Source organism: Leptospira bouyouniensis (assembly GCF_004769525.1).
Lineage (GTDB): Bacteria > Spirochaetota > Leptospiria > Leptospirales > Leptospiraceae > Leptospira_A > Leptospira_A bouyouniensis.
Genome location: NZ_RQFT01000008.1, coordinates 51,004 through 73,695, shown reverse-complemented (window position 1 = coordinate 73,695; position 22,692 = coordinate 51,004). Strand labels below are relative to the sequence as shown.

29 protein-coding genes are annotated in these 22,692 nt (G+C 38.3%); 24 read left to right on the top strand and 5 right to left on the bottom strand.

Going from position 1 to position 22,692, the window contains the following annotated elements:
* Positions 1-10: 10 nt before the first annotated feature.
* From EHQ43_RS08620 to EHQ43_RS19645, 10 genes are all read left to right on the top strand, one after another.
* Entirely contained in the window at positions 11-301 is a 291-nt protein-coding gene (locus tag EHQ43_RS08620) for a hypothetical protein (protein ID WP_135770799.1), read from the top strand.
* A gap of 10 nt (positions 302-311) precedes the next feature.
* Positions 312-485 carry a hypothetical protein gene (locus EHQ43_RS19555; protein WP_167481769.1) on the top strand — a complete coding sequence of 58 codons (174 nt, stop codon included), beginning with the start codon at positions 312-314 and terminating at the stop codon, positions 483-485.
* 11 nt (positions 486-496) lie between these two features.
* The gene (locus EHQ43_RS08615) at positions 497-1,084 is read left to right on the top strand and encodes a host-nuclease inhibitor Gam family protein (RefSeq protein ID WP_135770797.1); all 588 of its coding nucleotides are present in this window, start codon (positions 497-499) and stop codon (positions 1,082-1,084) included.
* Between the two features lie 148 nt (positions 1,085-1,232).
* Entirely contained in the window at positions 1,233-1,499 is a 267-nt protein-coding gene (locus EHQ43_RS08610) for a hypothetical protein (protein ID WP_135770795.1), read from the top strand.
* A gap of 3 nt (positions 1,500-1,502) precedes the next feature.
* Entirely contained in the window at positions 1,503-2,126 is a 624-nt protein-coding gene (locus tag EHQ43_RS08605) for a hypothetical protein (protein ID WP_135770793.1), read from the top strand.
* A 15-nt stretch (positions 2,127-2,141) separates the two neighbouring features.
* Positions 2,142-2,468, top strand: a complete 327-nt coding sequence (locus EHQ43_RS08600; RefSeq protein WP_135770791.1) for a MazG-like family protein — start codon at positions 2,142-2,144, stop codon at positions 2,466-2,468.
* Between the two features lie 22 nt (positions 2,469-2,490).
* Positions 2,491-2,697, top strand: a complete 207-nt coding sequence (locus tag EHQ43_RS08595; RefSeq protein ID WP_135770790.1) for a hypothetical protein — start codon at positions 2,491-2,493, stop codon at positions 2,695-2,697.
* A gap of 187 nt (positions 2,698-2,884) precedes the next feature.
* The gene (locus tag EHQ43_RS19550; RefSeq protein ID WP_167481770.1) at positions 2,885-3,037 is read left to right on the top strand and encodes a hypothetical protein; all 153 of its coding nucleotides are present in this window, start codon (positions 2,885-2,887) and stop codon (positions 3,035-3,037) included.
* Positions 3,034-3,273, top strand: coding sequence for a hypothetical protein (locus EHQ43_RS08590; protein ID WP_135770788.1), 240 nt, complete (start codon positions 3,034-3,036; stop codon positions 3,271-3,273). The genes EHQ43_RS19550 and EHQ43_RS08590 overlap by 4 nt, the downstream gene beginning before the upstream one ends.
* A gap of 591 nt (positions 3,274-3,864) precedes the next feature.
* Positions 3,865-4,029 (top strand): hypothetical protein, encoded by a 165-nt coding sequence (locus EHQ43_RS19645; protein WP_208730995.1) that lies wholly within the window; start codon positions 3,865-3,867, stop codon positions 4,027-4,029.
* Between the two features lie 9 nt (positions 4,030-4,038).
* Here EHQ43_RS19645 and EHQ43_RS08580 read toward each other — a convergent pair whose 3' ends face one another.
* Positions 4,039-5,562: a histidine kinase dimerization/phosphoacceptor domain -containing protein gene (locus tag EHQ43_RS08580; RefSeq protein ID WP_135753093.1), complete on the bottom strand. Its 1,524-nt coding sequence runs from the start codon at positions 5,560-5,562 to the stop codon at positions 4,039-4,041.
* Positions 5,563-5,706: 144 nt separating this feature from the next.
* On the opposite strand from EHQ43_RS08580, the gene cmk reads away from it, so the two are divergent.
* The 8 genes from cmk (at position 5,707) to EHQ43_RS08540 (ending at position 12,358) form a co-directional block, all read left to right on the top strand.
* Complete coding sequence (gene cmk, locus EHQ43_RS08575; protein WP_135753092.1) at positions 5,707-6,459, top strand: (d)CMP kinase; 753 nt, start codon at positions 5,707-5,709, stop codon at positions 6,457-6,459.
* Between the two features lie 20 nt (positions 6,460-6,479).
* Positions 6,480-8,180 (top strand): 30S ribosomal protein S1, encoded by a 1,701-nt coding sequence (locus EHQ43_RS08570; RefSeq protein ID WP_015679004.1) that lies wholly within the window; start codon positions 6,480-6,482, stop codon positions 8,178-8,180.
* 4 nt (positions 8,181-8,184) lie between these two features.
* A complete protein-coding gene (locus EHQ43_RS08565) occupies positions 8,185-8,931 on the top strand; it encodes a tetratricopeptide repeat protein (protein ID WP_135740694.1) in 747 nt (248 codons plus the stop codon).
* A 3-nt stretch (positions 8,932-8,934) separates the two neighbouring features.
* Complete coding sequence (gene hisG, locus EHQ43_RS08560; protein ID WP_135740695.1) at positions 8,935-9,549, top strand: ATP phosphoribosyltransferase; 615 nt, start codon at positions 8,935-8,937, stop codon at positions 9,547-9,549.
* A gap of 67 nt (positions 9,550-9,616) precedes the next feature.
* Positions 9,617-9,817 carry a 50S ribosomal protein L32 gene (gene rpmF / locus EHQ43_RS08555; RefSeq protein ID WP_015679024.1) on the top strand — a complete coding sequence of 67 codons (201 nt, stop codon included), beginning with the start codon at positions 9,617-9,619 and terminating at the stop codon, positions 9,815-9,817.
* A 5-nt stretch (positions 9,818-9,822) separates the two neighbouring features.
* A complete protein-coding gene (plsX, locus tag EHQ43_RS08550; RefSeq protein ID WP_135740696.1) occupies positions 9,823-10,845 on the top strand; it encodes a phosphate acyltransferase PlsX in 1,023 nt (340 codons plus the stop codon).
* 139 nt (positions 10,846-10,984) lie between these two features.
* Entirely contained in the window at positions 10,985-11,746 is a 762-nt protein-coding gene (gene fabG / locus EHQ43_RS08545; protein WP_135740697.1) for a 3-oxoacyl-ACP reductase FabG, read from the top strand.
* A gap of 108 nt (positions 11,747-11,854) precedes the next feature.
* Complete coding sequence (locus tag EHQ43_RS08540; RefSeq protein WP_208730993.1) at positions 11,855-12,358, top strand: hypothetical protein; 504 nt, start codon at positions 11,855-11,857, stop codon at positions 12,356-12,358.
* A 59-nt stretch (positions 12,359-12,417) separates the two neighbouring features.
* Here the strand turns inward: EHQ43_RS08540 and EHQ43_RS08535 are convergent, their stop codons facing one another.
* From EHQ43_RS08535 to EHQ43_RS08525, 3 genes are all read right to left on the bottom strand, one after another.
* Complete coding sequence (locus EHQ43_RS08535; RefSeq protein ID WP_135770784.1) at positions 12,418-13,536, bottom strand: hypothetical protein; 1,119 nt, start codon at positions 13,534-13,536, stop codon at positions 12,418-12,420.
* A gap of 4 nt (positions 13,537-13,540) precedes the next feature.
* Complete coding sequence (locus tag EHQ43_RS08530) at positions 13,541-15,445, bottom strand: DUF1538 domain-containing protein (protein ID WP_135770782.1); 1,905 nt, start codon at positions 15,443-15,445, stop codon at positions 13,541-13,543.
* 108 nt (positions 15,446-15,553) lie between these two features.
* The gene (locus EHQ43_RS08525) at positions 15,554-17,044 is read right to left on the bottom strand and encodes a sulfurtransferase (protein ID WP_135770780.1); all 1,491 of its coding nucleotides are present in this window, start codon (positions 17,042-17,044) and stop codon (positions 15,554-15,556) included.
* Positions 17,045-17,420: 376 nt separating this feature from the next.
* Between EHQ43_RS08525 and acpP the strand changes: the two genes are divergently transcribed.
* Genes acpP through EHQ43_RS08495 form a run of 6 tightly spaced genes read left to right on the top strand, consistent with a single transcriptional unit; the run spans position 17,421 to position 21,598 of the window.
* Complete coding sequence (gene acpP, locus EHQ43_RS08520; RefSeq protein ID WP_002974954.1) at positions 17,421-17,654, top strand: acyl carrier protein; 234 nt, start codon at positions 17,421-17,423, stop codon at positions 17,652-17,654.
* A 53-nt stretch (positions 17,655-17,707) separates the two neighbouring features.
* Complete coding sequence (gene rnc, locus EHQ43_RS08515) at positions 17,708-18,436, top strand: ribonuclease III (RefSeq protein WP_135740702.1); 729 nt, start codon at positions 17,708-17,710, stop codon at positions 18,434-18,436.
* Entirely contained in the window at positions 18,433-18,897 is a 465-nt protein-coding gene (locus EHQ43_RS08510) for an NUDIX hydrolase (protein ID WP_135740703.1), read from the top strand. The genes rnc and EHQ43_RS08510 overlap by 4 nt, the downstream gene beginning before the upstream one ends.
* Positions 18,894-19,994, top strand: a complete 1,101-nt coding sequence (gene aroB, locus EHQ43_RS08505; RefSeq protein ID WP_135770778.1) for a 3-dehydroquinate synthase — start codon at positions 18,894-18,896, stop codon at positions 19,992-19,994. The genes EHQ43_RS08510 and aroB overlap by 4 nt, the downstream gene beginning before the upstream one ends.
* A complete protein-coding gene (locus tag EHQ43_RS08500) occupies positions 19,987-20,883 on the top strand; it encodes a mechanosensitive ion channel family protein (RefSeq protein ID WP_135740705.1) in 897 nt (298 codons plus the stop codon). The genes aroB and EHQ43_RS08500 overlap by 8 nt, the downstream gene beginning before the upstream one ends.
* Positions 20,858-21,598: a toxin-antitoxin system YwqK family antitoxin gene (locus EHQ43_RS08495; protein ID WP_135740706.1), complete on the top strand. Its 741-nt coding sequence runs from the start codon at positions 20,858-20,860 to the stop codon at positions 21,596-21,598. The genes EHQ43_RS08500 and EHQ43_RS08495 overlap by 26 nt, the downstream gene beginning before the upstream one ends.
* Positions 21,599-21,670: 72 nt before the next feature.
* Here the strand turns inward: EHQ43_RS08495 and EHQ43_RS08490 are convergent, their stop codons facing one another.
* Positions 21,671-22,690: an LIC_10230 family protein gene (locus tag EHQ43_RS08490; RefSeq protein WP_135770776.1), complete on the bottom strand. Its 1,020-nt coding sequence runs from the start codon at positions 22,688-22,690 to the stop codon at positions 21,671-21,673.
* Positions 22,691-22,692: the final 2 nt, after the last annotated feature.

The following is a 22,692-nucleotide window of genomic DNA, read 5'->3' as shown; positions in this document are numbered from 1 at the left end:
AGGAGTAAAAATGAAAATCGAATCACCAGAACAGAAACAAGAAGCCATTCAAAGAGTACGAGAGATCAACAAAGAATTGTCAGACTCACAAATCGACAATCTTACCGATGAGCTTACACTCTTAGAAGAGGAGAAAGCAGAAAAGATCAAGGAAATTGAAGTAAAAATCAATTCTATCAAAGAAGAAATCAAGGCCTTGAAGGATGCAAGGAAAGGAAAGGAAAAGGAATTGAAAAGCGAACTTGCAAAGATCCAAGCCGGGCTTGGTGAATATGCGGTGAAAGAAGCTTTAGTAGCTTAAGGAAAAATCAATGGTCGCAAAAAAGAAACCAACGAAAAAGGCGGCAAAAAAAGCGCCTAAGAAAAAGGTAACAGCTAAGAAACAAAAAAAGGCTTCTAACACTGTTGTTCCACCGGCAAAAATCCTTCCATCTAACACTGGAGTTGTTGCCGATATTTCTGACACTCGTCCTCCGGCGGCATAAGGATTTAGATCATGGCAAAAGCAAAAACGCAGAAACCTGTCTTAACCGATCTGCCAAATAATGTTTACAACGATAGAAACGACCTCACCAATGCGGTGGGGTTACTCGGTGACTTACGTAGTGAACGCGATAAATATGCAGGAGAGGCGCAGATAAAGATCACAAAAATCCAAGAGGAACTCCAAGATAAAATTGGTCCCTTGGATGCGAAAATCTCCCACATAACGGCAGGTATCGTTCACTTCGTTAAGAATCAGAAGGCTAATCTTTTTCCTGATCCAGAATATAAGACTCACAAACTTACAACTGGATCATTGCAAATTAGAAAAGTTCCTGCAAGTGTGAAAACAAGGACCTCGACAGCATTTTTGGAAAAGATTTTAGATAAGGCTGGTTTACTAAAAGCGTTTACCAGTCTATCGGAAAAACTCTCTAAGAATTTTCTTCGAATCAAATTGGAATTAAACAAGGATGCCATCCTTGCAGATCCAATCAATGCAAAGTCAAGGATTGGAATTGAATTCAATGAAGAATCAGAACGACTTTATATTCGTCCCGATTCTATTGACGTTGAAATCGATACGGAGGCAGCTGCTTGAGCGATTCGAAAGAAAACTCATCCGCTAAAATTGAAAGATACCGGAAGGCCTTGGAAGAGATCCAAGACCTTGCCGCATCCGATAACCACGGCGATAATGCTGATGAAATTCATCAGCTATCTGTAGATGCTTTGGAGTCCGATTGAAAATGGAACAAGTGAATGAAAGCAATTCTCTGGAGAAAAAGGAAGTTCTCCCCGAGCGAATACTTGCAAACCATGCAAGGTTTATGGCCGCCCTTATAAATGAGAAACCGGAAGCGCATTTATTAAAAATCATTAAGCGATCATATAAACTGAGTTCGGACTTAAATCTAAAATTTGAAAATTTTCAAGAAGAGTTTAAAACGCAAAAACTTAAAGAAGCTTTGGAATGGATAAGTAAAAATCCACCTAAGAAAAGAACAAAGGTATAGCAATTGATTCCCTTAGATCTAAAATTGAAAATTGAATCAGCTAAAATTTTTTACTCAAACTTTTCAATTGAGGAGCGAGCTTCTTTTTATTCCAAAGCATTCCCAAAATTTCCACCACTTCGAATCTGGAACGGGAGGATCGAAGACCTTTGGTTTCTAGGAAATGATTACACAAACAAATCTTCATATTACGGCAGTTATCCAAACAATTATTTAAAAAGAATGGAAATACTTTTCCCGGATTGCCATCCAAGATTACATCTTTTTTCAGGCGCATTGCCTCCTGGAAATTATATCCGATTCGATAGAAGATCAGATTTGAAACCGGATATCCTTGGAGATGCAAATCATCTTTCTGAGTTCTTCGGTAATTGGGAATTTGGATCTATCTTTGCGGATCCACCTTATTCACAAGAAGATGCTCTCCACTATGGATGCACATTAATCAATCGAAATACAGTTATTGATGAGTGTTGGAAAGTTTTACACAAAGACGGTTTCTTAATTTGGCTGGACCAAGTTTGGCCCCAATATAGCAAACAAAAATGGAAGCTCTATGGCAAGATCGGCATTGAGATATCTACAAATCACAGAAGCCGATCAGTTACAATTTTACAGAAGGTTTAAGGAGCAAAAGTCATTATGGAAAATCCATCGAATGAGACTATTTTGGTTTTAGAAGAAGTAAAAAAGGAACGGGAACGCCAAGACTTAAAATGGGGAAAGAATAGAACACATACTCCTCAAGAATGGTTGATGATATTAGGTGAGGAAGTCGGCGAGGTTAACAGGGCCGCCTTGCAATCCTATTTCAACTATCCTTTGCCAGGTGAGGGAATAGATATTGATGACTTGGTATCATCGACAGAGCGAAGACAAGCTCGATGGAACATGGAATACCGGAAAGAGCTTATCCAAGTGGCCGCGGTGGCAGTTGCAATGATTGAATCTCTTGATCAATCAACATAAAATTCAGGAAAACTGTGATTCAATGGATAAAGCACTTGTAAATCAACTTGATTTTGTAATCTCAAATGCCACATCAGCATTCATTGAAGCTTTAGGAATGCATTGGACAAATGTTGAGCGCCAACAAAACGGGCATTCCGCTGCATATGATGAGAGTTCGTTTAATAAGCTTATCGAACAATATGAACTTGGATATAATTCTATAGTGAATCGGAGCCTTGCAAAATGATCTTAACCCTGGTATATTCACATGAGCTAGAACTAAAACTAGAGGAAAGAATTAACCAAGTTGGAAACTCTATTTCTCGTAAAGACTTTCTTTCAAAGTCCGAGAAAGCCATTGCTAAAAAAAGACGTTTTGATCGATTAATAAAACTCTATTCTTCAATGCAAAAATTCAAAGAAAAGGAGATATTATGAGTGAATGCACAGCAATCGAAAGGAGATTTTTAGATCTGCTTTATGTAACTGGCTCATTAACATTGTCTGGTGATATTTCCATAGGCGAAGAAAGTTTAATTACTCAAGAAGATATCCAGATGAATCTTAAGGAATTTTGGCCGCGATGAAATCAAAAAGTAATTATAGATTCAGTGGCCGTTTGTCTTTTCTACACGACGGAATTTTATGGGATGTTGGTTTCTATGAATCAGGGTCATTGAATCAAATTTTATCTAAGCTTAAAGAGTTCTATAAAATCTCTGATGCGCAAATCGTGAGTATAACTATGCGAGATCGAAAAGCGATCAAAGCTCAAAAAGAAGAGGCCTTAAGAAACTACAATTTAAGCCGAGGGAATCGATGACATCGTTAAAGCAACTATGGACTCTCAAGTCAAATGCTGGAATGAGCAATGAAGAATTCCGGAGCTTATGTTTTTCTTTTTCCCAGAAGGAGAGCACAAAGGATCTGAGTCCGTTTCAGAGAGATAAGGTGAAAGCTGAGATGTTTCGAATGTATCCTCACCTAAAAACAAACACCTCTAAGCCTGTTGCGAGAAAGAGATCCTTAACAAAGAAGGTGGATGGATTATTTGTTTTTCCTTCTCATCGACAGAAAGAACATGCGAAAGATCTTCTCTATTCCTTGCTAAAATTATCTCCTTCTGGAATAACTTTGGACACTCAAGCCTACAGAATGTACAAGAAATCATTCCAAAAACTCTCCAGATTTGAAGTTCAAGGCATCATCGAATCCTTAAAAGGCATGATCATACGACTTGAAATGGCTTCTCCATCCTCTTCCAAACCCTCCATTTCCTAAGAAAATATTCTCAAGTTTTGTTTATTTTGAATTAAAAAGAATAATTTTTAGGTATTTTTTATTACTTTTCAGTATTATTTTTAATGATTATTTATTGGTTTAGTATTGAGGGGGGATAAAATTATATTTACAAATGTGTAATTATGTCCATGAAAATTATTTTTATCGTAAATCGATGGAAAAAGAGATTCGATTGTCTTGGGTTGATCAGGCCGAATCTGATGCAAATAAGAAGTTTGTATTAGAGTTTGCTTATTTAGGGAATGACAAAAATAAATTCAAATTTCAGTTTGAATGAAAGTTGTATTTATATCTGAATGGGGAATTTGATTTTATATTCGGTACGATTGTCACCATTAAATGAAAGATCTCCATGGATTTGTTTTATTAACATAGTGACCAAACTCAAACCAAATCCTTGGTTTTCAGCATTTGCTAATTCAAAATTAAATCCATTTCCATTATCGCTAATTAGCAGGTAAAAATAATCTTTTTCTTGCCATACTTTGATCTGAATTTCGAGTTTGTTCTCTGCATTCCTTGAATATTTTAAACTATTGGTTAACAATTCATTTGTGATGATACCAATGGCGCGGAGTTGGTCAGAAGTTAATTTGAAATCGCTGATACTTAGGTTTAAATGAACTGGATATGGAAATATGGAAATGATTTCTTTTGCAAGTGGCTCTAAGTATTCGTTTATTTGTAATCCATTTGCGTCCTTTCTCGTGTAAAGTTTATCATACAAAACGGACATTGTTTTAATTCGACTAGTTGCTTCTTTTAAGCAATTTCTCACTTCTTCGTTTTCATTTGAACTTGCTTGTAATTGTAAAAGATTATTCAGAATCGTCATGTTGTTTTTGATTCTATGATGGACTTCATGTAGGATCATTTCCTTTTCAGAGAGAAGCGCGTTTACTTTTTCTTCTGCTATTTTCCTTTCTGTCACATCATGAATGATAGAAAAAAGAAGAGGGCGGCTGTTACTTTCGATAGGAGTTGAATATACCTCTACTTGTTTGGTTTCTCCATTTGCGAGTTTATGTGTGAATGTAAAAAAACTTTTGTTTTCATTCAAAACCAACATCCTTTCTGTTTTCGAATCATCATGATTCATTACATTGATATCTTCTATATTCATCTGTATGATGGTATCATGTGGATAACCATAGAATGAAACAGCGGATTCATTTGCGTTTATGATGTTACCTGTTGATGGTTCGATGATAAGAATGACTGACGAGTTCTTTTCGAAAAAATCCCGAAATCTACTTTCGCTTTCTGTTAGTTTGGAAGATGTAATAGATTTTTCAATGGCAATGCTCACCAGATCTGCAGTTTCCGAAATGATAAAGATATCAAATTCGCTTGGACTTGCGATCTCTCTGTGGTAAATTGCAAAGGTCCCAACCACAAGTTCATCATGGGTTCGGATGGGTTCTGACCAACATGAAAGTAAACCAACTTTCAGTGCGATTTCTTTGTAGTTTCTCCAAAGTGGACTTTTGTCAATGTCAGAGACAATCACCCTTTTCCCAGTATAGGCAGCCGTACCACAAGAACCAACCTCAGGACCAATGCTCACTCCTTCGATCGCATCATTGTATTCTTTAGGAAGAGTGGGGGCAGCTCCGATTTTGATTTTTGAATCTTGGATGAGAATAATGGAACAAATCATTGCTTGGTTGAGAGTTTGGATTCCCAAAACAATTTCGTTGAGGACGTTTTGTAAGGGTGAATTTTTGACCATGAGTTCCAAAATTCCACTTCGGAAACTTTCAAAGTCAGCAATGCGTTCTGGATCCAGATTACGATTTCGAACTTTCACGAAAACCCCACCATTTGCCCATGATCTTTGCGACGAAAAAAAACATGTCAATATGAATACATCTACCTCCGGTTAGCTTATGCATCGACAGAAGAATTCCTCTCGACGAATTCAATTCCATTCGAGTATTTTGGTCATCTAGTTATGAGTTTACAATTGATTGAAAACGTAATCGCCATTGATGGACCGGCCGGTTCAGGAAAAAGTACCCTTGCCCGTATGATTGCCCATAAACTTGGGTTTCATTATTTGGATTCAGGTGCTTTTTACCGTGCTCTAACCTTTGCCATATGGGAAAAATTTTTAGAAACGAAAGACGACGAATCCAAATTTCCTTTTTATACCGAAAAACTTGCCGATGCCACCCTTCTCGAGAAGGACGAAGCAGAATTTGGATTTTCTGTCGCAAAGATCCCCGTACATTGCGAACTTTCTTCCCAAGGAGAGAATCTTATGTTCCTCGGAACAAGAGACATAAGTCATGAAATCCGAGACCCAGAAATCACTAAAAAAATTCGTTACATCGCTCCGAAGCGTGCCTTCCGAGAAATCCTTAATCGCCACATCCGAGAATTTGCCAAAACCCACAAACTAGTCATGGATGGGCGTGACATTGGGACCGAAGTTTTCCCGAAGTCGAAATTTAAATTTTTTCTCACTGCATCTGTGGAAGTCCGTGCGAAACGCCGATATGATGAATTAGTTGCCAAAGGCTTCAAAGCTGACCTGAATCACATCAAAGAGGAAATTGTGGCTCGGGATGAAAGTGACACCACCCGTACTGTGGCCCCACTCAAACAAGCTTCGGACGCATTCCTGATTGACACGAGCACCCTCGACACAGAAACTGTCCTAAATACTATCCTGTCCAAGGTTTCACCCTCTGGGCAAATCTAAGTTTTGTATCCCGGTAACCATTGAATTCAACCAACCCATCCTCCCCCAAAAATGAGACCACTTCCTTCGGCGAATTATTAGAGAAGTGGGAATCGCAGTCACAAGCACAAGAACAAGAGAACTCCGCAGGAAAAGGCACCCTGATTGAAGGGACTGTAGTCGATGTCATCGGTGACACTGTTTTCCTTGATATTGGAGAAAAATTAGAAGCTCGTGTTTCTCGTGAAGACTTCTCTGAAACACCAAAACGTGGAGAGAAAGTCAGTGCGATCATCAAAAAGCGGGTAGACGGGTATTGTGTCCTCTCCAAAAAAGAAGCGGACCAAAGAGTTGGTTGGGAAACCATAAAAGATGCAAGCCAAAACGGTTACCCACTTTCGGGTAAAATCGTTGGAGAAGTGAAAAACAAGGGATACCTTGTGGAAAGCGAAGGCATTCAACTTTTCCTTCCTGCATCTCATGTGGGAGTTCGTTTTAAAGAATCCACAGAAGGTGGAAAAGAGTTTTCATTCAAAATCATTGAACTCAATGAAAAAACAAGAACCGGTGTGGTTTCTCGTAAAACCCTTCTCGACGAAATCAACGGTGAGAAATGGGAAGAACTCCTCGGCAAAGTCAAAGTAGGGGACAAAGTAACTGGAAAGGTTGTAAAAATCGCCAACTTTGGTGTTTTCCTTTCTGTTTACGAAGTGGTGGGACTGCTCCGCCAAAATGATATTTCTTATAAAAAATTTGCTCCTTTCAAACAATACTTTAACATCGGCGCTGAAGTTGAAGTCATCGTACTCGAAGTTGATAAGGAAAATAACAAACTATCTCTCGGCATCAAACAGTTGTATGAAGATCCTTGGGCTTGGGCGAAGAAGGAACTTGAAAAAGGAATGGTTGTGCGAGGAATCGTGACTTCCCTTACCAACTTCGGAGCCTTCGTAGAACTCAAGGAAGGTTTGGAAGGCCTCATCCATACAACCGAACTTTCTTGGGCTAAAAAACCACCTCATCCAAAAGATGTTTTGAAAAAAGGCCAAGAAGTTGACTCTGAAATTTTAGACATTGATTTCGAAGCAAGACGTTTGTCACTCGGACTCAAACAACTCCTACCTAACCCTTGGGAAGCACTTTCTGCGAATGTTCGTGCAGGAAACGTTCTTGAAGGTAAAATCACTGGGATCACTAAATACGGTGCATTTGTTGAAGTAGAAAGTGGAATTGAAGGACTCATTCACATCTCTGATATCACTTGGGATGAAAAAGAAAAGAATCCATTAAACCTTCTCAAAAAAGGCCAATCGGTTCAGTACAAAATCCTCGATGTGAACTTAGATGCGCAACGTATCAGCTGTGGATTGAAACAACTTTCCGAGCACCCATACGAAGCACTCCGCAAAAAATACCCACCGGGTACCCTTGTTGAAGGCCGTGTGAAGTCGATCGTTAGTTTTGGTGTTTTCGTAGAAGTAGAACCAGGTTACGAAGGTCTTGTTCATATTTCTGAAATCCCAGATGGTCGTAACATTAAACTAGAAGATCTTTATAAAGTAGGGGATTCTGTTCGCACAGTGGTTGTGAAAATTGAACCTAACAATAAAAAGATTTCTCTCTCTATCAAAGACTTTGATAAAGCGGTAGAAAGAGAAGAGATGGCAAAATACATGAAGGAAGATAACCAACCTTCACGTGAATCCATCGGATCTTTTATGAATTTAAACCAAAACCGATAGGTCTATGGATAAGTTTCACAAAAAGAACATCATCGAACAAAAAAAACAAGCCGAACTCATCCAAAAGGATGAGTTCGCTGACTTTGAAGGTTCGAAAGCAGAACTTTTGTTTTTAAAGTTCACTCATTTTTTAGCTAAAAATCGAAAGGCAGTTTTTATCTCTCTTGCTTCCGCTATTATTGTGTTAGCTTGTGTCATTGGTTTTTTTGAATATAGACAATACTTATTTGAAAAAGAAACCGTAACATTAGAAGATCTCAAACTCACCCACCAAAAAGCAAATGTTAGTTTGGATGCACAAATCCAAAGTTTGGAAGTGTTTTTACAAAACCAAAGTACCGGTCGAATGGAACTTAGAGTTTGGAAGGATCTTTCGAAATTGTATGCTGAAAAAGGTGATTTCGGGAAGGCAGCTACTTACCTAGAAGATGCAGCAAAAAAAATCGACACACCAAAAGAAATCAAAGCACTTTATTTTTACATTGCGGGCAATTACCGTGAACGTGAAAAAAATAATACTAAGTCTTTAGAAAATTATAAAATTGCAGCCTCTGTGATTGAACCTGCTCGTGAATTAAATGGGTTCAAAGCATGGTCTTACTACCAAGCTGGACGTTTGTCTTATCTTACCGGAGACAAACCTTCTGCGAAACAATACCTTGAAAAAGCTGTCAAACTTGATGGTGCTGAATCTGGGGAAGATGTAAAACTCCTTAGTAGTTATTTACTCCTCAAACTCGGTAAAAACTAACCAATGTTAACTTTGGCTCTTCCGAAAGGTAGGCTTGCCGAAGAAACCGCACTCCTTTTGTTATCCAAAGGATGGCTAAAAACTTTGCCATCCGAGGGTTCCAAAGAACTTACTTTTGTTTCAGAAGACAAACGGATTCGACTTTTATTTGTTAGATCCCAAGATGTTTGTACGTATGTGGAAGAAGCGGCAGCCGATGCAGGTATTGTTGGTTGGGACATCATAAGAGAAGGGGGATTTGACCTCATAGCCCCTGTGGATCTAAAACTTGGTGCCTGCAGACTTTCTCTCGCTTCGTTTCCTGACTTTGATCTATTTGCCAAACGATCCAAAGTTCGTGTGGCTACCAAATACCCAAATCTAACCCGAGAGTATTTTTTTTCCAAAGGCATTTCTTGTGAAATCATCAAACTTTATGGTTCCATTGAACTGGCACCCATTGTGGGGCTTTCGGATTGTATCGTGGACTTAGTTTCGACTGGTGGAACCCTAAAAGCCAATGGACTGAAAGAATTTGAGTCGATTTTGTATAGTACAGCCCGTTTAGTCAGCAATCGCTCCTCTTTTTATCACAAACACGCCGAATTACGGTCTCTTATCGAGAGCCTAGAAAATTAAAATATTGTTTTCACATCGGATTTCCAAAACATAGTAAAAACCAGTTATAATTCCATAGAGGATAGCCATGGCAGTCCCAAAGAGACGTAAATCAAAATCGAAAGTTAGAACAAAAAGAGCCCATCATGCGATTGGCAAACCTAACTTAAACCCGTGTTCCAATTGTGGATCATTTGTTCTGTCCCACCGTGTTTGCCCTTATTGCGGTTTTTATAAGGGAAAACTCGTAGTCGCTCAAAAAGTTAAAAAAACAACCGAAGATAACTAACCGTTATGTGGGTCGCCGTGGACGCGATGAGCGGAGATTACGGCCCTGAAGCAATCGTCGAGGGCGCGGTACTGGCAGTACGAGAATTCGGACTGTCTGTTTCGCTTGTTGGCGATGAACAAGAGTTACTTGATATCCTGTTAAAATTCGATTATGACACAGAGAAAATCCGTGTCGTACATTCTACCGAGATCATCGGTATGAATGATTCTCCTTCGATAGCAGTCCGTGCTATGGAGGATTCTTCCGTAGTCAAAGCAGTTCGTTTGGTAGCAGACAAAGAATGTATCGGTGTGTTTTCACCTGGAAACACTGGCGCTACTATGGCCGCTGCATTATTACATCTTGGTCGACTACCAGGTGTTTTGCGACCTCCTATTGCTGCACCAATTCCAAGAGAAGAAGGACCACCTGTTATTTTGTTAGATGCTGGTGCCAATGTAGACTGCAAACCAGAATACTTAGCGCAGTTTGCCATCATGGGTGAAATTTATTCACGTGAACTCTTTGGTGTTAAAAATCCAAAGGTAGGTATTCTTTCGAATGGGGAAGAAGACAAAAAAGGAAATACCGTTTCTGTCAAAACCTTTGATCTCTTAAAAAAAATTCCATTTAACTTTGTTGGGAATGTAGAAGGCCGTGATTTATATGGAAGTGGTCGCGAAGTTGATGTTGTTGTATGTGATGGTTTTATAGGAAACATTGTTTTAAAAGCAACAGAAGGACTTGCTAAATCTATTTTTAACGTTTTAAGAAATTCCATTCGGCAATCGAGTCTTGCTCAAACGGGAGCCTTATTATTAAAATCTACATTTACCGCAGTAAAAAAACGTTTAGATTATGCTGAATATGGCGGCGCACTTCTATTAGGTGTGGAAGGCATTTGTATGATTGGACATGGGTCTTCCAATGCGTTAGCTGTCAAAAATGCAGTGAGAGTGATTTCAGAATGTGCCAAACATCAGATCAATGAAAGAATACGCGAAAGACTCGGTGAATACAAAACCATATTAGGAGATTCCAATTAGCCGTGTTTTGTTTTTTTCGAATAACGTTTGTTTTGCTTATTTATTCTTGGTAAACACATAGTTGGGATATTTTTAATTTATTTGTTTAGGATTTCGTTAAGTAAATTGTTTAGGAATTAGAAAAAAAGAGGAAACAAAAATGATCAGTTTATCAGGTAAAACGGCCATCGTAACTGGTGGTGCAAGAGGAATTGGAAAGGCAACATGTTTGAAACTTGCATCACTTGGTGCAAACATCGTTGTAGCGGACATGAACCCAGAAGCAACCAATGCAACTGCAGAAGAACTTAAATCTAAAGGTTATAAAGCAATTGCTGTTGTAGCAAACGTTTCGGTCGAAGAAGATGCTCAAAAACTAATTGATTCCGCCAAAAAAGAATTTGGATCAGTTGATATCCTTGTGAATAACGCTGGTATCACTCGCGACACTCTCCTTATGAGAATGAAAAAAGAGCAGTGGGATGCAGTCATTGCTGTAAACCTAACTGGAACTTACCTCTGTACACAAGCAGCAATCAAAGTGATGATGAAACAAGAAAATGGTGGATCCATCATCAACTTATCTTCTATCTCTGGTGAAAACGGAAACATAGGACAAACAAACTATTCTGCTTCAAAAGCGGGTGTGATTGGTTTCACAAAAGCTGTGGCACTTGAAATGGCATCTAGAAAGGTTCGTTGTAATGCAATTGCTCCAGGTTTTATCGCAACAGAAATGACAGAAGCAATCCCTGAAAACATCAGACATGGTATGGTGCAAGCGATCCCGTTAAAACGTGCTGGTCTTCCTGAAGACATCGCAAACGGAATTGCCTTCTTAGCATCTGACGCATCTTCTTTTATCACAGGTCATATCCTTGATATCAATGGCGGTGGATTTTTACCAGGTGGCGGTCACTAAAATTTGGATCATTCCTTCCACTTGGGGTAATGAATTCTCAAGTGGAGGATTTTGTCATAAAATGTGGAACCAAGAGCGCATTATTTCTCCTATATCAAAGAGAAATCAATGCGTACCCAACCAAAACTATATCAAATTCTAGAAAAAGCCCACATCGATACGAAAATCGCGGTTGCAATCCAAGACTGGATCGTTGATACTATTGAAGCGAAACGAGACCAAGGTTTGACCAACATGCAAGAAACAAAGATTCTTCCCATGCACCAGGAAGTGAGAACTGGATTCGATTCCATTCGCTATGAGATGAACCAAAGGTCAGAATCTTTGCGAAATGAGATGAATCTTAGATTCGAATCTTTTCAAACAAATATGGATGCTCGTTTTGAATCTATGCAATCAACGATAGATGCTCGTTTTGAATCCATGCAATCGACAATGGATGCTCGTTTTGAATCCATGCAATCGACAATGGATGCTCGTTTTGAATCCATTGAAAAAAGATTGGATGCCATCAACTTTACCATACGAATTTTAGGGATCCCAATTGTGGGGGCAACGATCGGTGGTTTAGGTGTGATTTTTTTGCAAATTTATGAGCGTTTGATTCGATAATCGATTCAAATTGAAATAGAATTCCTTTGATCCCATTTTTTTAATCCTACATTTCTGCTCTATTTGGATTTCGATTTCTTCGATTGGTAAGAGAAGGCTCTGGGAATTTCCATTGTATAGGCAATGCCTTCGAAACTTGATGAAAAAAAATGGATCTCGTTTAAAACTTCGATCACTTCTGTGAGATTTTTTTTTGGGATGAGGACTGTCGCCACTTCTCTTGCAGGTGTAAAAACACTATCTGTAATTCCTGTATGGAAAAGTCGGTTGAGTGAAATGGTGGAACTTGTCACACCGACTTTACGTAAGGCACTTGTTACAAATTCCATCATCTCTTCTTTACAGTTAAGGACTAAATTCACTCCTTCAAAATAATTCCTATGCCTCGTAGAAATTCTAAATTGGTTAGATTTTTTCCTCCAATCCATATTTCCATATAACTGATCTAAGGCGGATATAATTTGGTCCATGCTTGCGGCCTGTTTGGGTCCTTCCAAACTCACTTTTGTATTGAGAAGGCCTTTCCCAACGGGGAATTCAAAAATAAAACCTCTACCTGGTAAATCCAATCGACCCACTTCAATCATAAAATCGAGTACATGTTCACTGTCTGAAGAATGAACCACAAGTTTTAGGATTTCTTTTTCTTTGGGGATTGTAATCCTTAATAGTCCCAATCGATCTCGAAGGCCAGTCCCTGTTCCAAAACTTATGGTAGGAACAGCAATTCCATTTTGTAACACCAAACGAGCGATTGGTTCAGCAGAACCCCTCGGTAACACACAAAAAATTCCAGTAAGACCCGTAAATCCAATTGGTTCCCTTTTTTCTTTGGATGTAAATGTGTACCCAATCGGTGTTTCTCCTACGGAATTGATGGATTCTGAATAGACACTTCCATGCCCTGGTACATTGAGCTCTGCAGAATCGCGGATGAGGGAGAGTAAAAAATTTTCTGACTTCTCTTCACATAGGATTTCAAATATAGAAACGGGAGTATCGATAATGGATTGGTTTTGGTAAAAATCCAAAAACCATACTCCTCTTTTGGCAAGAACCGGATACCTTCCTTGTTCTAAATGGTAATACAGAATTCCGTTTTTTTTGAAAGCGGAAATCACTGATTCTGTTAGGTCTCGATGGACAATGGCAGTGATCCTAGACATTTTCTGTTTCATAAGGTTACTTTTGTTTTTGTTCCGAATCGTCTAACGAAAGTTTACGAGAATTTTCGACAAGGATCCCCATGACTAAAACTGTGAGAATAGGAAATGCTGAAGCGCATGCCAAAATTCCAAATCCATCCGTTGTTCCCAATTGGTTTCCGATCCCAAGTCCCATGGCAATCACAAGGGGGACGGTGATGGGGCCTGTGGTCACACCCGCACTATCCCAAGCAATTTCGATGAACTCAGGTTTACTCAATCGATTTAAAATTAATAAAAATAAATATACCGGGACTAAAATCCAAACGATAGGAATCTCCAAAATGATTTTTAAAATACCAATCAATGTCCCAAACCCAACTCCAATAGCAACGGATTGGATGAGAAGTGATTTTCGAAATGTTCCAACAGTGGTTTCCTCCACAGCATTACCAAGAGCAGATAACGCTGGTTCGGCTAATGTGGCAGAGTATCCTAATACAAAAGCAAAAACCAATACAATACCATAACCAAGTAAGTTGTCTTCTTTTCCAAAAATTGGTCCATGGATGGGAGTGAATTCATAAACTTTTTTAGATTGGTCCCAATTTTCTTCTCTGTAGGGAATTTCTGTGTAGGATTTTCGTTCCTTTAGGTAAAAGAATTTCTCTTCCTTTCCTTCTTCGTTCAGGGCAGTAAAAACTGCTTTGGGATTAAAGTTTTGAATGTACTTCGTAGAGTCAGTGAGTTCGATGGAACGAAACGTGGAAGGAAGTTTCCATCCCACTTGGTCTCCTAATTGGTTCAGTCCAAACATGATTCCAAAATTGAAGATCGTGAGTCCAATCACCGAAAATAGAATGCCAAGCCTTACCTCTTCTGGATACGGAATTTTTTCTTTTAATACCAAATACAATACAACGATCAAAAAAATGGACAAAGGTAAAATGGCTCGAAGGGCAATCATAAATGCATCGAAGATATGATTTCCTATCCCTTTTGGAATCTTTTTACGGGTATTTGGTACGGAGCTTGTTTTTTGATTCGTTTCGAATTCCTTTGTTTTTCCACCTAACAAAAATTTACCTTTCGTTGAATGGATTTCTTTTTGGAAAAATTCTCCTTCTAACATTGGCTTGGGAACTTGCATTGAAAAGTAAATCCCTACCATAAAAACTGATAGGATGGGGAATAATGAGGCAAGGGTTACCACCCCATAGGCACTACTTTGTTCATTTTTTTCTGATACTTTTGAAATTCCAATTCCTAATGCTACAACGAGGGGAACCGTTACAGGTCCCGTTGTTACAGCACCTGAATCCCAAGCAAGTCCGGATATGTATTTTAGATTTTCATCGAAGTAGGCAAAAATACTCACACCTAACAATAAAAGAATCGAAGGGATTAAAACTTTGGACAATGAAAATCCATATAAAAAACGTAACATCCCTAAAAGCACTGAAATCCCAACGCCTGTTGCGATAGAGATATAAAGGGTATCAGAACCTTCGTTTAACAAATAATAGAGTAAAGGTGCTTCCCATGGTGTGACTTTACTGCCACAAGCTTTTAAGATGGCAATCGCAGGTTCCGCTAATGTTGCACCCATTCCCAGTAAGATGGAAAATACCATGATGCTTACGATGCCTAATTTTTGTGGAAGTTTAAGTCCTAAAGCTTCCCCAAGTGGCATGAGACCGATGAATAAACCTTCCAAAAAAAAACTAAGCCCGATGATCACAGAAACAATTCCTAAAGTGATAAGACCTGCCTCTTTGATAGGCACACGTAACACAAGGAGTTGGAAGAGAGTGAGGTAAAGGACAATCCAAATCACAGAACGAAACTGGATCCAAATTTTCTTTCGAAAGTAAGGTAAAATTAATGCCAATGCTTCTCGAAATCCAATTTGAATGGACTCTTCTTTTTCATTCCTTGCCATAGAGACAAAATAGGAAGGAAAACTAAAATTGAAAAGGGAAATTCGAAAAGGATGTCCCCTGGCGTTAACCAGGAGACGAGTGCGGGTAAACTGGGAAAAGATTCAGAACTATTTGTAAGCTTTGTCTTCTTGGATGAATTTTTTTGTTGTGGTTGCTGTGAGATTAACCGCTGGGCGCACGACGTGAGTTGCATTGTTATACCAAAGGAAGTTTGATACACTCGAGTCATCTGTTCTCCATTTAAAATCAGTTGGTATTTGGTTGACGGAAACTGTCCCATGGCCTGCGACAAGTGCTGTCCATTCCACAAGAGAACCATCATAATAGACCGTTGGATATCCAAGGATATTCAAAGAGGCAAATCCATTCACTTGCGCCTCAAAATTAGTTCGGCATTGGCTAACAATTGTCGTTCCTGGAGTGTAAACAGCTCTAGTTGTATTAAATAATGTTTTCAATGCAGCTTTATCCAGAAATTCATATCCATCTGCGTTATCTCTTAATAGATCAGACCAAGGAAATGTTTTTGAGGATTTGATACTTCCTTCGAACGGAACAAATGTTTGGTTCCCCGCTGATGCAGAAGGTGCACCAGATGATTGGAAGGAAGTTGTGATATACGCTTGGTTTCCAGGATTCGCAACAAGGGTATCTCTTGCTACATTCAAGCCTTGTGCCGATCCATCGTATTGTGCTGCTGGTCTTGCATCGATAATTTGTTGCTTTGCTGTGATACCAAAAAGATTGGCATTCCCGCCTGATTTCGCAATTTCGTATATATCTTCTAGTCCCAAAGTAAGGACTGTGTTATCGACGCGAAGTTGTTTTACGGAGAATCCACCGTTTCGTTTCAAGTTAATATCGGAACGGCTTGCTGAAAGTGGGATTCCTGCACCTGTTGCTTTTTTGTTTAGGTTCCCATTGAGAATCGCTAGGTTTTTGATGTCTGCTCCCCAATACCGTAACCAATACACACCTCGAGTGATATCTTGGACAGCACCAGCCCCGACAGCTTTGCTTGGATAGGCACCACCTGAAATTCCATTTCCCGTACCTACCGCAAATACAACTAAATCTTTCGATAGATTGATACCAAATGTTTTGAGCCAATCATCCGCAAATTGACCATTTGCTTGGTAGCGAACTGAGTTTGAAAATAAACCTGTATCTCTTGTTTGGTTGAATCGAAAACCACCGCTTGGTAAACTCGCTGGTTTATAATCGTCAAGTAAGTAGACATAGACACCTTGGGCAGGGTTTTCTGCGATATAAGGGGAAGCCGCTCCTCCTGCAACGCGATCGGCCGCATCGGTTTGTAGGATGATCAAGTTTCCCGTGATATGATTTGGTTTGTTTGCGGGCCAATTCGTTACAAATCGAGCCAAGGTCTGCGGAGTGATCAGTCCCCAATTGTTTTGGTTGTAATCATCTGCTGATTCGTTCACCAGATCACTAGCGGTATTCACTTTGATTTGGTTGGCAGCAAGGAAAAGTAACCCCGCCAGTAATACATTATTGTCCTCTTTTTTATCAGCGCAAGATGCGAAAAAAGAAACGAGGAGGATTGTGGAAAGAGTTTTTGTCCATTTCTGAATCATGGAATTCTCCTAAAATTAAAATTCTTAAGAACGGTTTCATCAATTAGGAGCAAAAGGGGAAGCGGTATTCATTATAACGGATCTTAAATCTGTTAAAATGGATCAATCGATTGGAAATCGGCGTAAGATATTATCATTGTCTGAAATGGGAAACGGATTGGTTCTTTTTTGCAGGAAAGAAAGGAAGTCTTTTGGTATTAATAATTGTTAGGTGATGTTAGAACGATGTCAAAGGTTTCAAGAGGAAAATAATCTATTTAGACTTGCCAAAAATTCCGACAATTTCATTTTAAAAAAACGCTAGGCGTACATATATACCTGGCGGAAAACGATTTAACACTTGCCCCACTGTTCACAGTGGCCTGGAGGATATAAAATGGCAGATTTCGAAAAAATTAAGTCAATCATCGTAGAACAACTTGGTGTTGATGAATCAGAAGTTACACCTGAAGCTCACTTCATCAATGATCTTGGTGCTGACTCTCTTGACACAGTTGAACTAGTGATGGCTCTTGAAGAAGAGTTTGGTGTGGAAATTTCTGATGAAGACGCAGAAAAAATCCAAACCGTAGGCGATGTAATTAAATTCATCGATAAACTTAAGGGGTAATTCCCAATCCAAAAACCGGGTTCCCCGAATAGAGGAACCCGGATCTTTTTCCTTTGTCACAACCCATTCGCATCAAACTTTCTCCTGAAAGAATCAGTTCTCTAGAAGAACTACAATCCCTTACTCAAACAAATTTTAAGGATATTTCCCTCCTCCACCTAGCTTTTGTTCATAGGTCATTTGCCAACGAAGACTCGGATCGTTATCTTTCTGATAACGAACGACTGGAATTTTTAGGAGATTCAGTCCTTGGAATCCTTGCTGCAGAATACCTCTACAAATCACTTCCGAAAGGAAAAGAAGGGATCTTAGCCAAACTCAAGAGTAAAATGGTCTCAGCACCCGCCATTGCGAAATTGGCACGTTTATATCACTTCCCAGACTATCTTCTTCTAGGAAAAGGTGAAAAAGAAAAAGGGGAAGCCAATCTGAACTTACAAGCTGATTGTTTTGAAGCTTTTCTTGGTGCATTATATCTAGACCAAGGTTTAAACAGTTGTCGGATCTTTCTCACTCCCCATTTCCAAAGAATGGAAAAGGGAGTGGAAACGGCAGAAGAAACAAAAGATTATAAAACCATTTTACAAGAATATTGCCAAAAGAAATGGAAAAAATTGCCCGAATATGTTCTTTTGAAAGAAGAAGGTCCAGACCACGATAAAGAATTTTCTGTATCAGTATCTTGCGAAAATTACTTTCAATCGAATGGTGATGGAAAGAATAAACGTAGAGCAGAACAAATGGCTGCAAAGTCTGCCCTTCGAATTTTGAAATTATTATGATCGATTTTTTATTAAAATCAAAGTCTATGCGTGTCCGAGTGGCCGCTCTCATACAAGACCCTAAAGGGAAAATTTTACTTGTACAACAGCAAAAAAAACAATCAGGGTATTGGTTATTACCAGGTGGTGGAATTGAATTTGGAGAATCAGGTGAAGAGGCACTCAAACGAGAACTTAAAGAAGAATTGTCTCTCGAAGTCAGTCATTCTGAATTTTTGCTCCTCAATGAATCCATAGATCCAAATCAAAAAAGACATTTAATCCAAATTGTATTTTTGACTAAGGTAAAGGAATTATTACCAGTTATCAATGCTCAAGAAAAAGCAATCTCAGGTTTTGGTTATTTCACTCCTAAAGAGATTTTGGAGATGGATCTCAGGCCCGATATAAAACATTACTTTCGTGCTAAAAGTACAAATAAACCTCGATATATTTCAAGCCCATGGGTGAATGAACCATGAAGTTATCAGAACGAGAAGTTGTAGGCTCGGGTTTTGTTTATCCCGTTGAATTACATGAAGACTTTGTTGGTCTTTCTGAAAAACTTGGATCACTTAAAAAAATCTCACATGCCTTTGTTTTGACAAGTCGTGAAATTGCTGGCATTTACGAAAAATATTTAATCAAAGAACTAAAAGCAAGTTCCATTCCATTTTCCTTTATCTACCTAAAAGGTGGTGAAAAAAACAAACACATTGACCGCGTGAAAAAAGTATATCACCAACTGATCGAAGCCGATGCTGATCGGAATGCCGTGATCATTGCATTTGGTGGCGGAGTTGTTGGGGATTTTGCAGGTTTTATTGCCGCAACCTACCAAAGAGGAATACGATTCATCCAGGTGCCTACGACTTTACTTGCTTGTGTAGATTCATCGGTAGGTGGAAAGGTTGCTGTGAATGTAGATTCTGGAAAAAATATGGTAGGTGCATTTTACCAGCCTGAATTTGTATTTGCTCCACTTTTTACTCTTTCGACTTTACCAAAAAAAGAGTGGAGTTGTGGCCTTGCAGAAGTCGTCAAACATTCGTTTTTGGATGGTGGGTTATTTTTTGATTCAATATCAAAATCCAAACGTTCAGATTTTTCTGAAAAGTCAGATATTCTCCGTTATGTGATCGAAGAATCGATAAGAGTGAAATCATCCATTGTATCCCAAGATGAAAAAGAGTCTGGATTACGTGCAGTTCTAAATTTGGGACATACAACTGGTCATGCGATTGAGTCACTCACCCTTTACAAAAAATACTCTCATGGAGAGGCTGTTTCTGTAGGTCTTGTCACTGCTTTATTATTATCAAAAGAAGTATTAGGTTTTTCAGAATCCAATTTTCAAAAGGCAATCTCATTAATGAATCAGCTTGAATTGCCAACGGTTTTAGATGAAAAACCAGAATTAGTATTAAAACATATGGAACATGACAAAAAAAAGGATGGGAATACTTTGAAGTTTGTTCTATTGGAAGACTTCGGTAAACCAAAGTTTGGTGTATCGGTTGAACGAAAAACCATCCTTGATGTCTTAAAACGTCACAAAGGAATGAAACTCCATGGGTAGTGGAAGTATAAAAGAATTTTATTTAGACTTAAATCCATTAACACTCCTTAGAAGTTCTAACCGAGAGTTTGCAGAAACTCTTATACTCTTTGCCTACATGGTTGTTTTTGCAGTGATTTGTTATAAAATCACTATGTTTCTTGTGGAGCGAATCAAACCCGCTTTAGATCCAGTTCACGAATACAATCGTAGAAAAGTTGCAAGGATGGGTTTTTTACTCGTTTTTGCTATTGCTTATCTCCCCGTTATTTTTTCTAGTTTGTCGTTATTACCCACTGTACTCGGACTTGCTGGTGCTGGTATTGTCATTTCGCTCAAAGAAGTATGGCTCAATATGGTTGGGTGGTTTATGATCATGGGTGCCAATGGTTTTAAAGTTGGAGATCGAATTGAAATTGATTCCATCAAAGGTGATGTCGTCAATATCGGGTTCTTTAAATTTACATTACTTGAAATTGCGCAAGATCCAAGATTTGAACAATCCACAAATCGACTCATTCATTTTCCAAACTACAATATTGTATTATACCGATTTTTTATCGTTTCAGAAACAATGGATTTTGTCTGGGATGAATTCAAAGTTTATTTAGAATTAAAGTCCAATTGGGAAAAAGCTGAAAAAATTTGTACCCAAATCTTAAACGAAGAATTAGTTTTGGCTCCCGAACTTGTGGAATCGAAAATCAGAGAAATGTCAAAAAACTATTTAGTAAGACTTGGAAAAACCACACCAATCGTTTATACTTCTTTAGAGCCAGAAGGAACGATTTTAATGTGTTTGCGTTACTTAACACCAATTCGATCAAAACGTCTTAATCGTATTTTAATCTCAAAAGAAATTTTAACAAAATTCAAAGAAGAAAATGACATCTACATCTACACCCATTAAAGACAATTCCATTTGGATATTTATCTCACTCCTCGCATTTGTTATGTTAGCTGGGATAGTGTTTGGTCCGTGTAAAGGCAGTATAGAAAGACCAACATCAGTTCCCAAAGAAGCTAGTTTTGAGAAAAAAACCAATCATTACAAAATGATTGGAGAAGGATACCTACGTGAATGGTATGAAAATGGAAATCTTGTAACCATTGTTCCGATTAATTCTTTGGGTCAACCGGATGGGTATGGAAAAAAATTAAACTATCTTGTCGGAAATACCATCATGGAAGGGAAGATGGTGAATGGGGAACGAGATGGTTTGTGGAAATTTTATTTCTCAGATGGAAAGATTTATATAGAACAAAATTACAAAGTTGGGTATAGGAAAAAACAAATCTGGATCCATACTTCTGAGATTGGGAATGAAAACGGGGCATATCTTCGATACTTTCCTAATGGCCGCTTGAATGAGAAAGGATTCTATGATGGTGGGTTACGCACTGGTGATTGGGTGAGGTATTACCCAGATACAAAAGTGGAAGCAAAAGGTAGTTACATTGAGGACAAAAAAGTTGGGGAGTGGTTTTATTATTATCCTACCGGAGTGAAGGAAGCTTCAGAGTTGTATTCTGATGAAGGTGAGTTACTTTCGAGAAACACGTATTATCCGAATGGAACGAATTGGTGTGTTGTGAAAAAAAATAAAACACCTGATTGCCAATAAGATTTTATTAAATGAAATCATTTGTCTTAGAAAAAAGAGGTAAAGATTACCTCTTTTTGTATTAAAATTGTTTTAGAACTCGGTTGTTTTTCCAAACAAACCAAGATTGTTTTGGATTACATCTATGTTGAAAAGTAACAAACTGAACAAAAATGTAACAAACAAGATGATGAGAATGGTACTAAAAATAGATAAAAAACCATTTCTTAAGAATCGATATTGTAAATAAGCAAAGCTAACTGCAAGGTTTTGCCAATTTGCATTTTTTGACTCACCACCAACTTTTTTATAATTAAAAATATAAAAAACAGACAATAGTCCAATCAAAAAGAAAATAAAATAACTAAACTCACTTACGTAGTGCTTTTGGAGTAGGAAAAGGGGAATGTATACCAAATTTCCAATTAAAATTCCAATCAAAATGATCACTAAAATATGGAACACCGGTGCAAGATACGTTCCTGTTTTCGTATTACTAGGCGATCTTCCTTCTTCCTCTAATGAGGATGAAAATTGTAATGATTGGAAACCTTCAAATGGCTCTTTATCTTTGATGATGGTTCTATAGGATATGATCATAGTGATATATGTTAGAACCAAAAAAACAAAGTAGAAATACGATAAAGTATCCTTTTGTACCATCAAATTTAACTGGAAAAAAATCTTCGGCAATAAAACGATAAGAGATACTGGATACAAAACATGTGCCATTGATTTATGAAACCAAGCACGCAATGAGTATGTGACTGCTGTTGAAAAAGTAAGGAAGAGATAAAAAATTAATAATCCAAGCAAAAGTTTTTGTCCGATTAACACCCGCTTGACGCTATCTTTTGTCTCTTCCATTTCTGTGTCGATAGGAAGTTCTTTCGATTCTAACTCGACTAAAAATGATTCAAGATAAGATATTCTACCGATCACTCCATTTTCAGTGATCACTTGAGGTTTCATGGTTTCAATACTTGACTCCGAATTTTCATTAGTGACAAAGTCTGGAAACTGTACTGTGTAATCTACAAATAAAGAGTGTAAAACAACAAGTGCAATGAAGAGAGGGGAAAGGATAGGTAATTTTTGTTTGAATTTGGTCATTT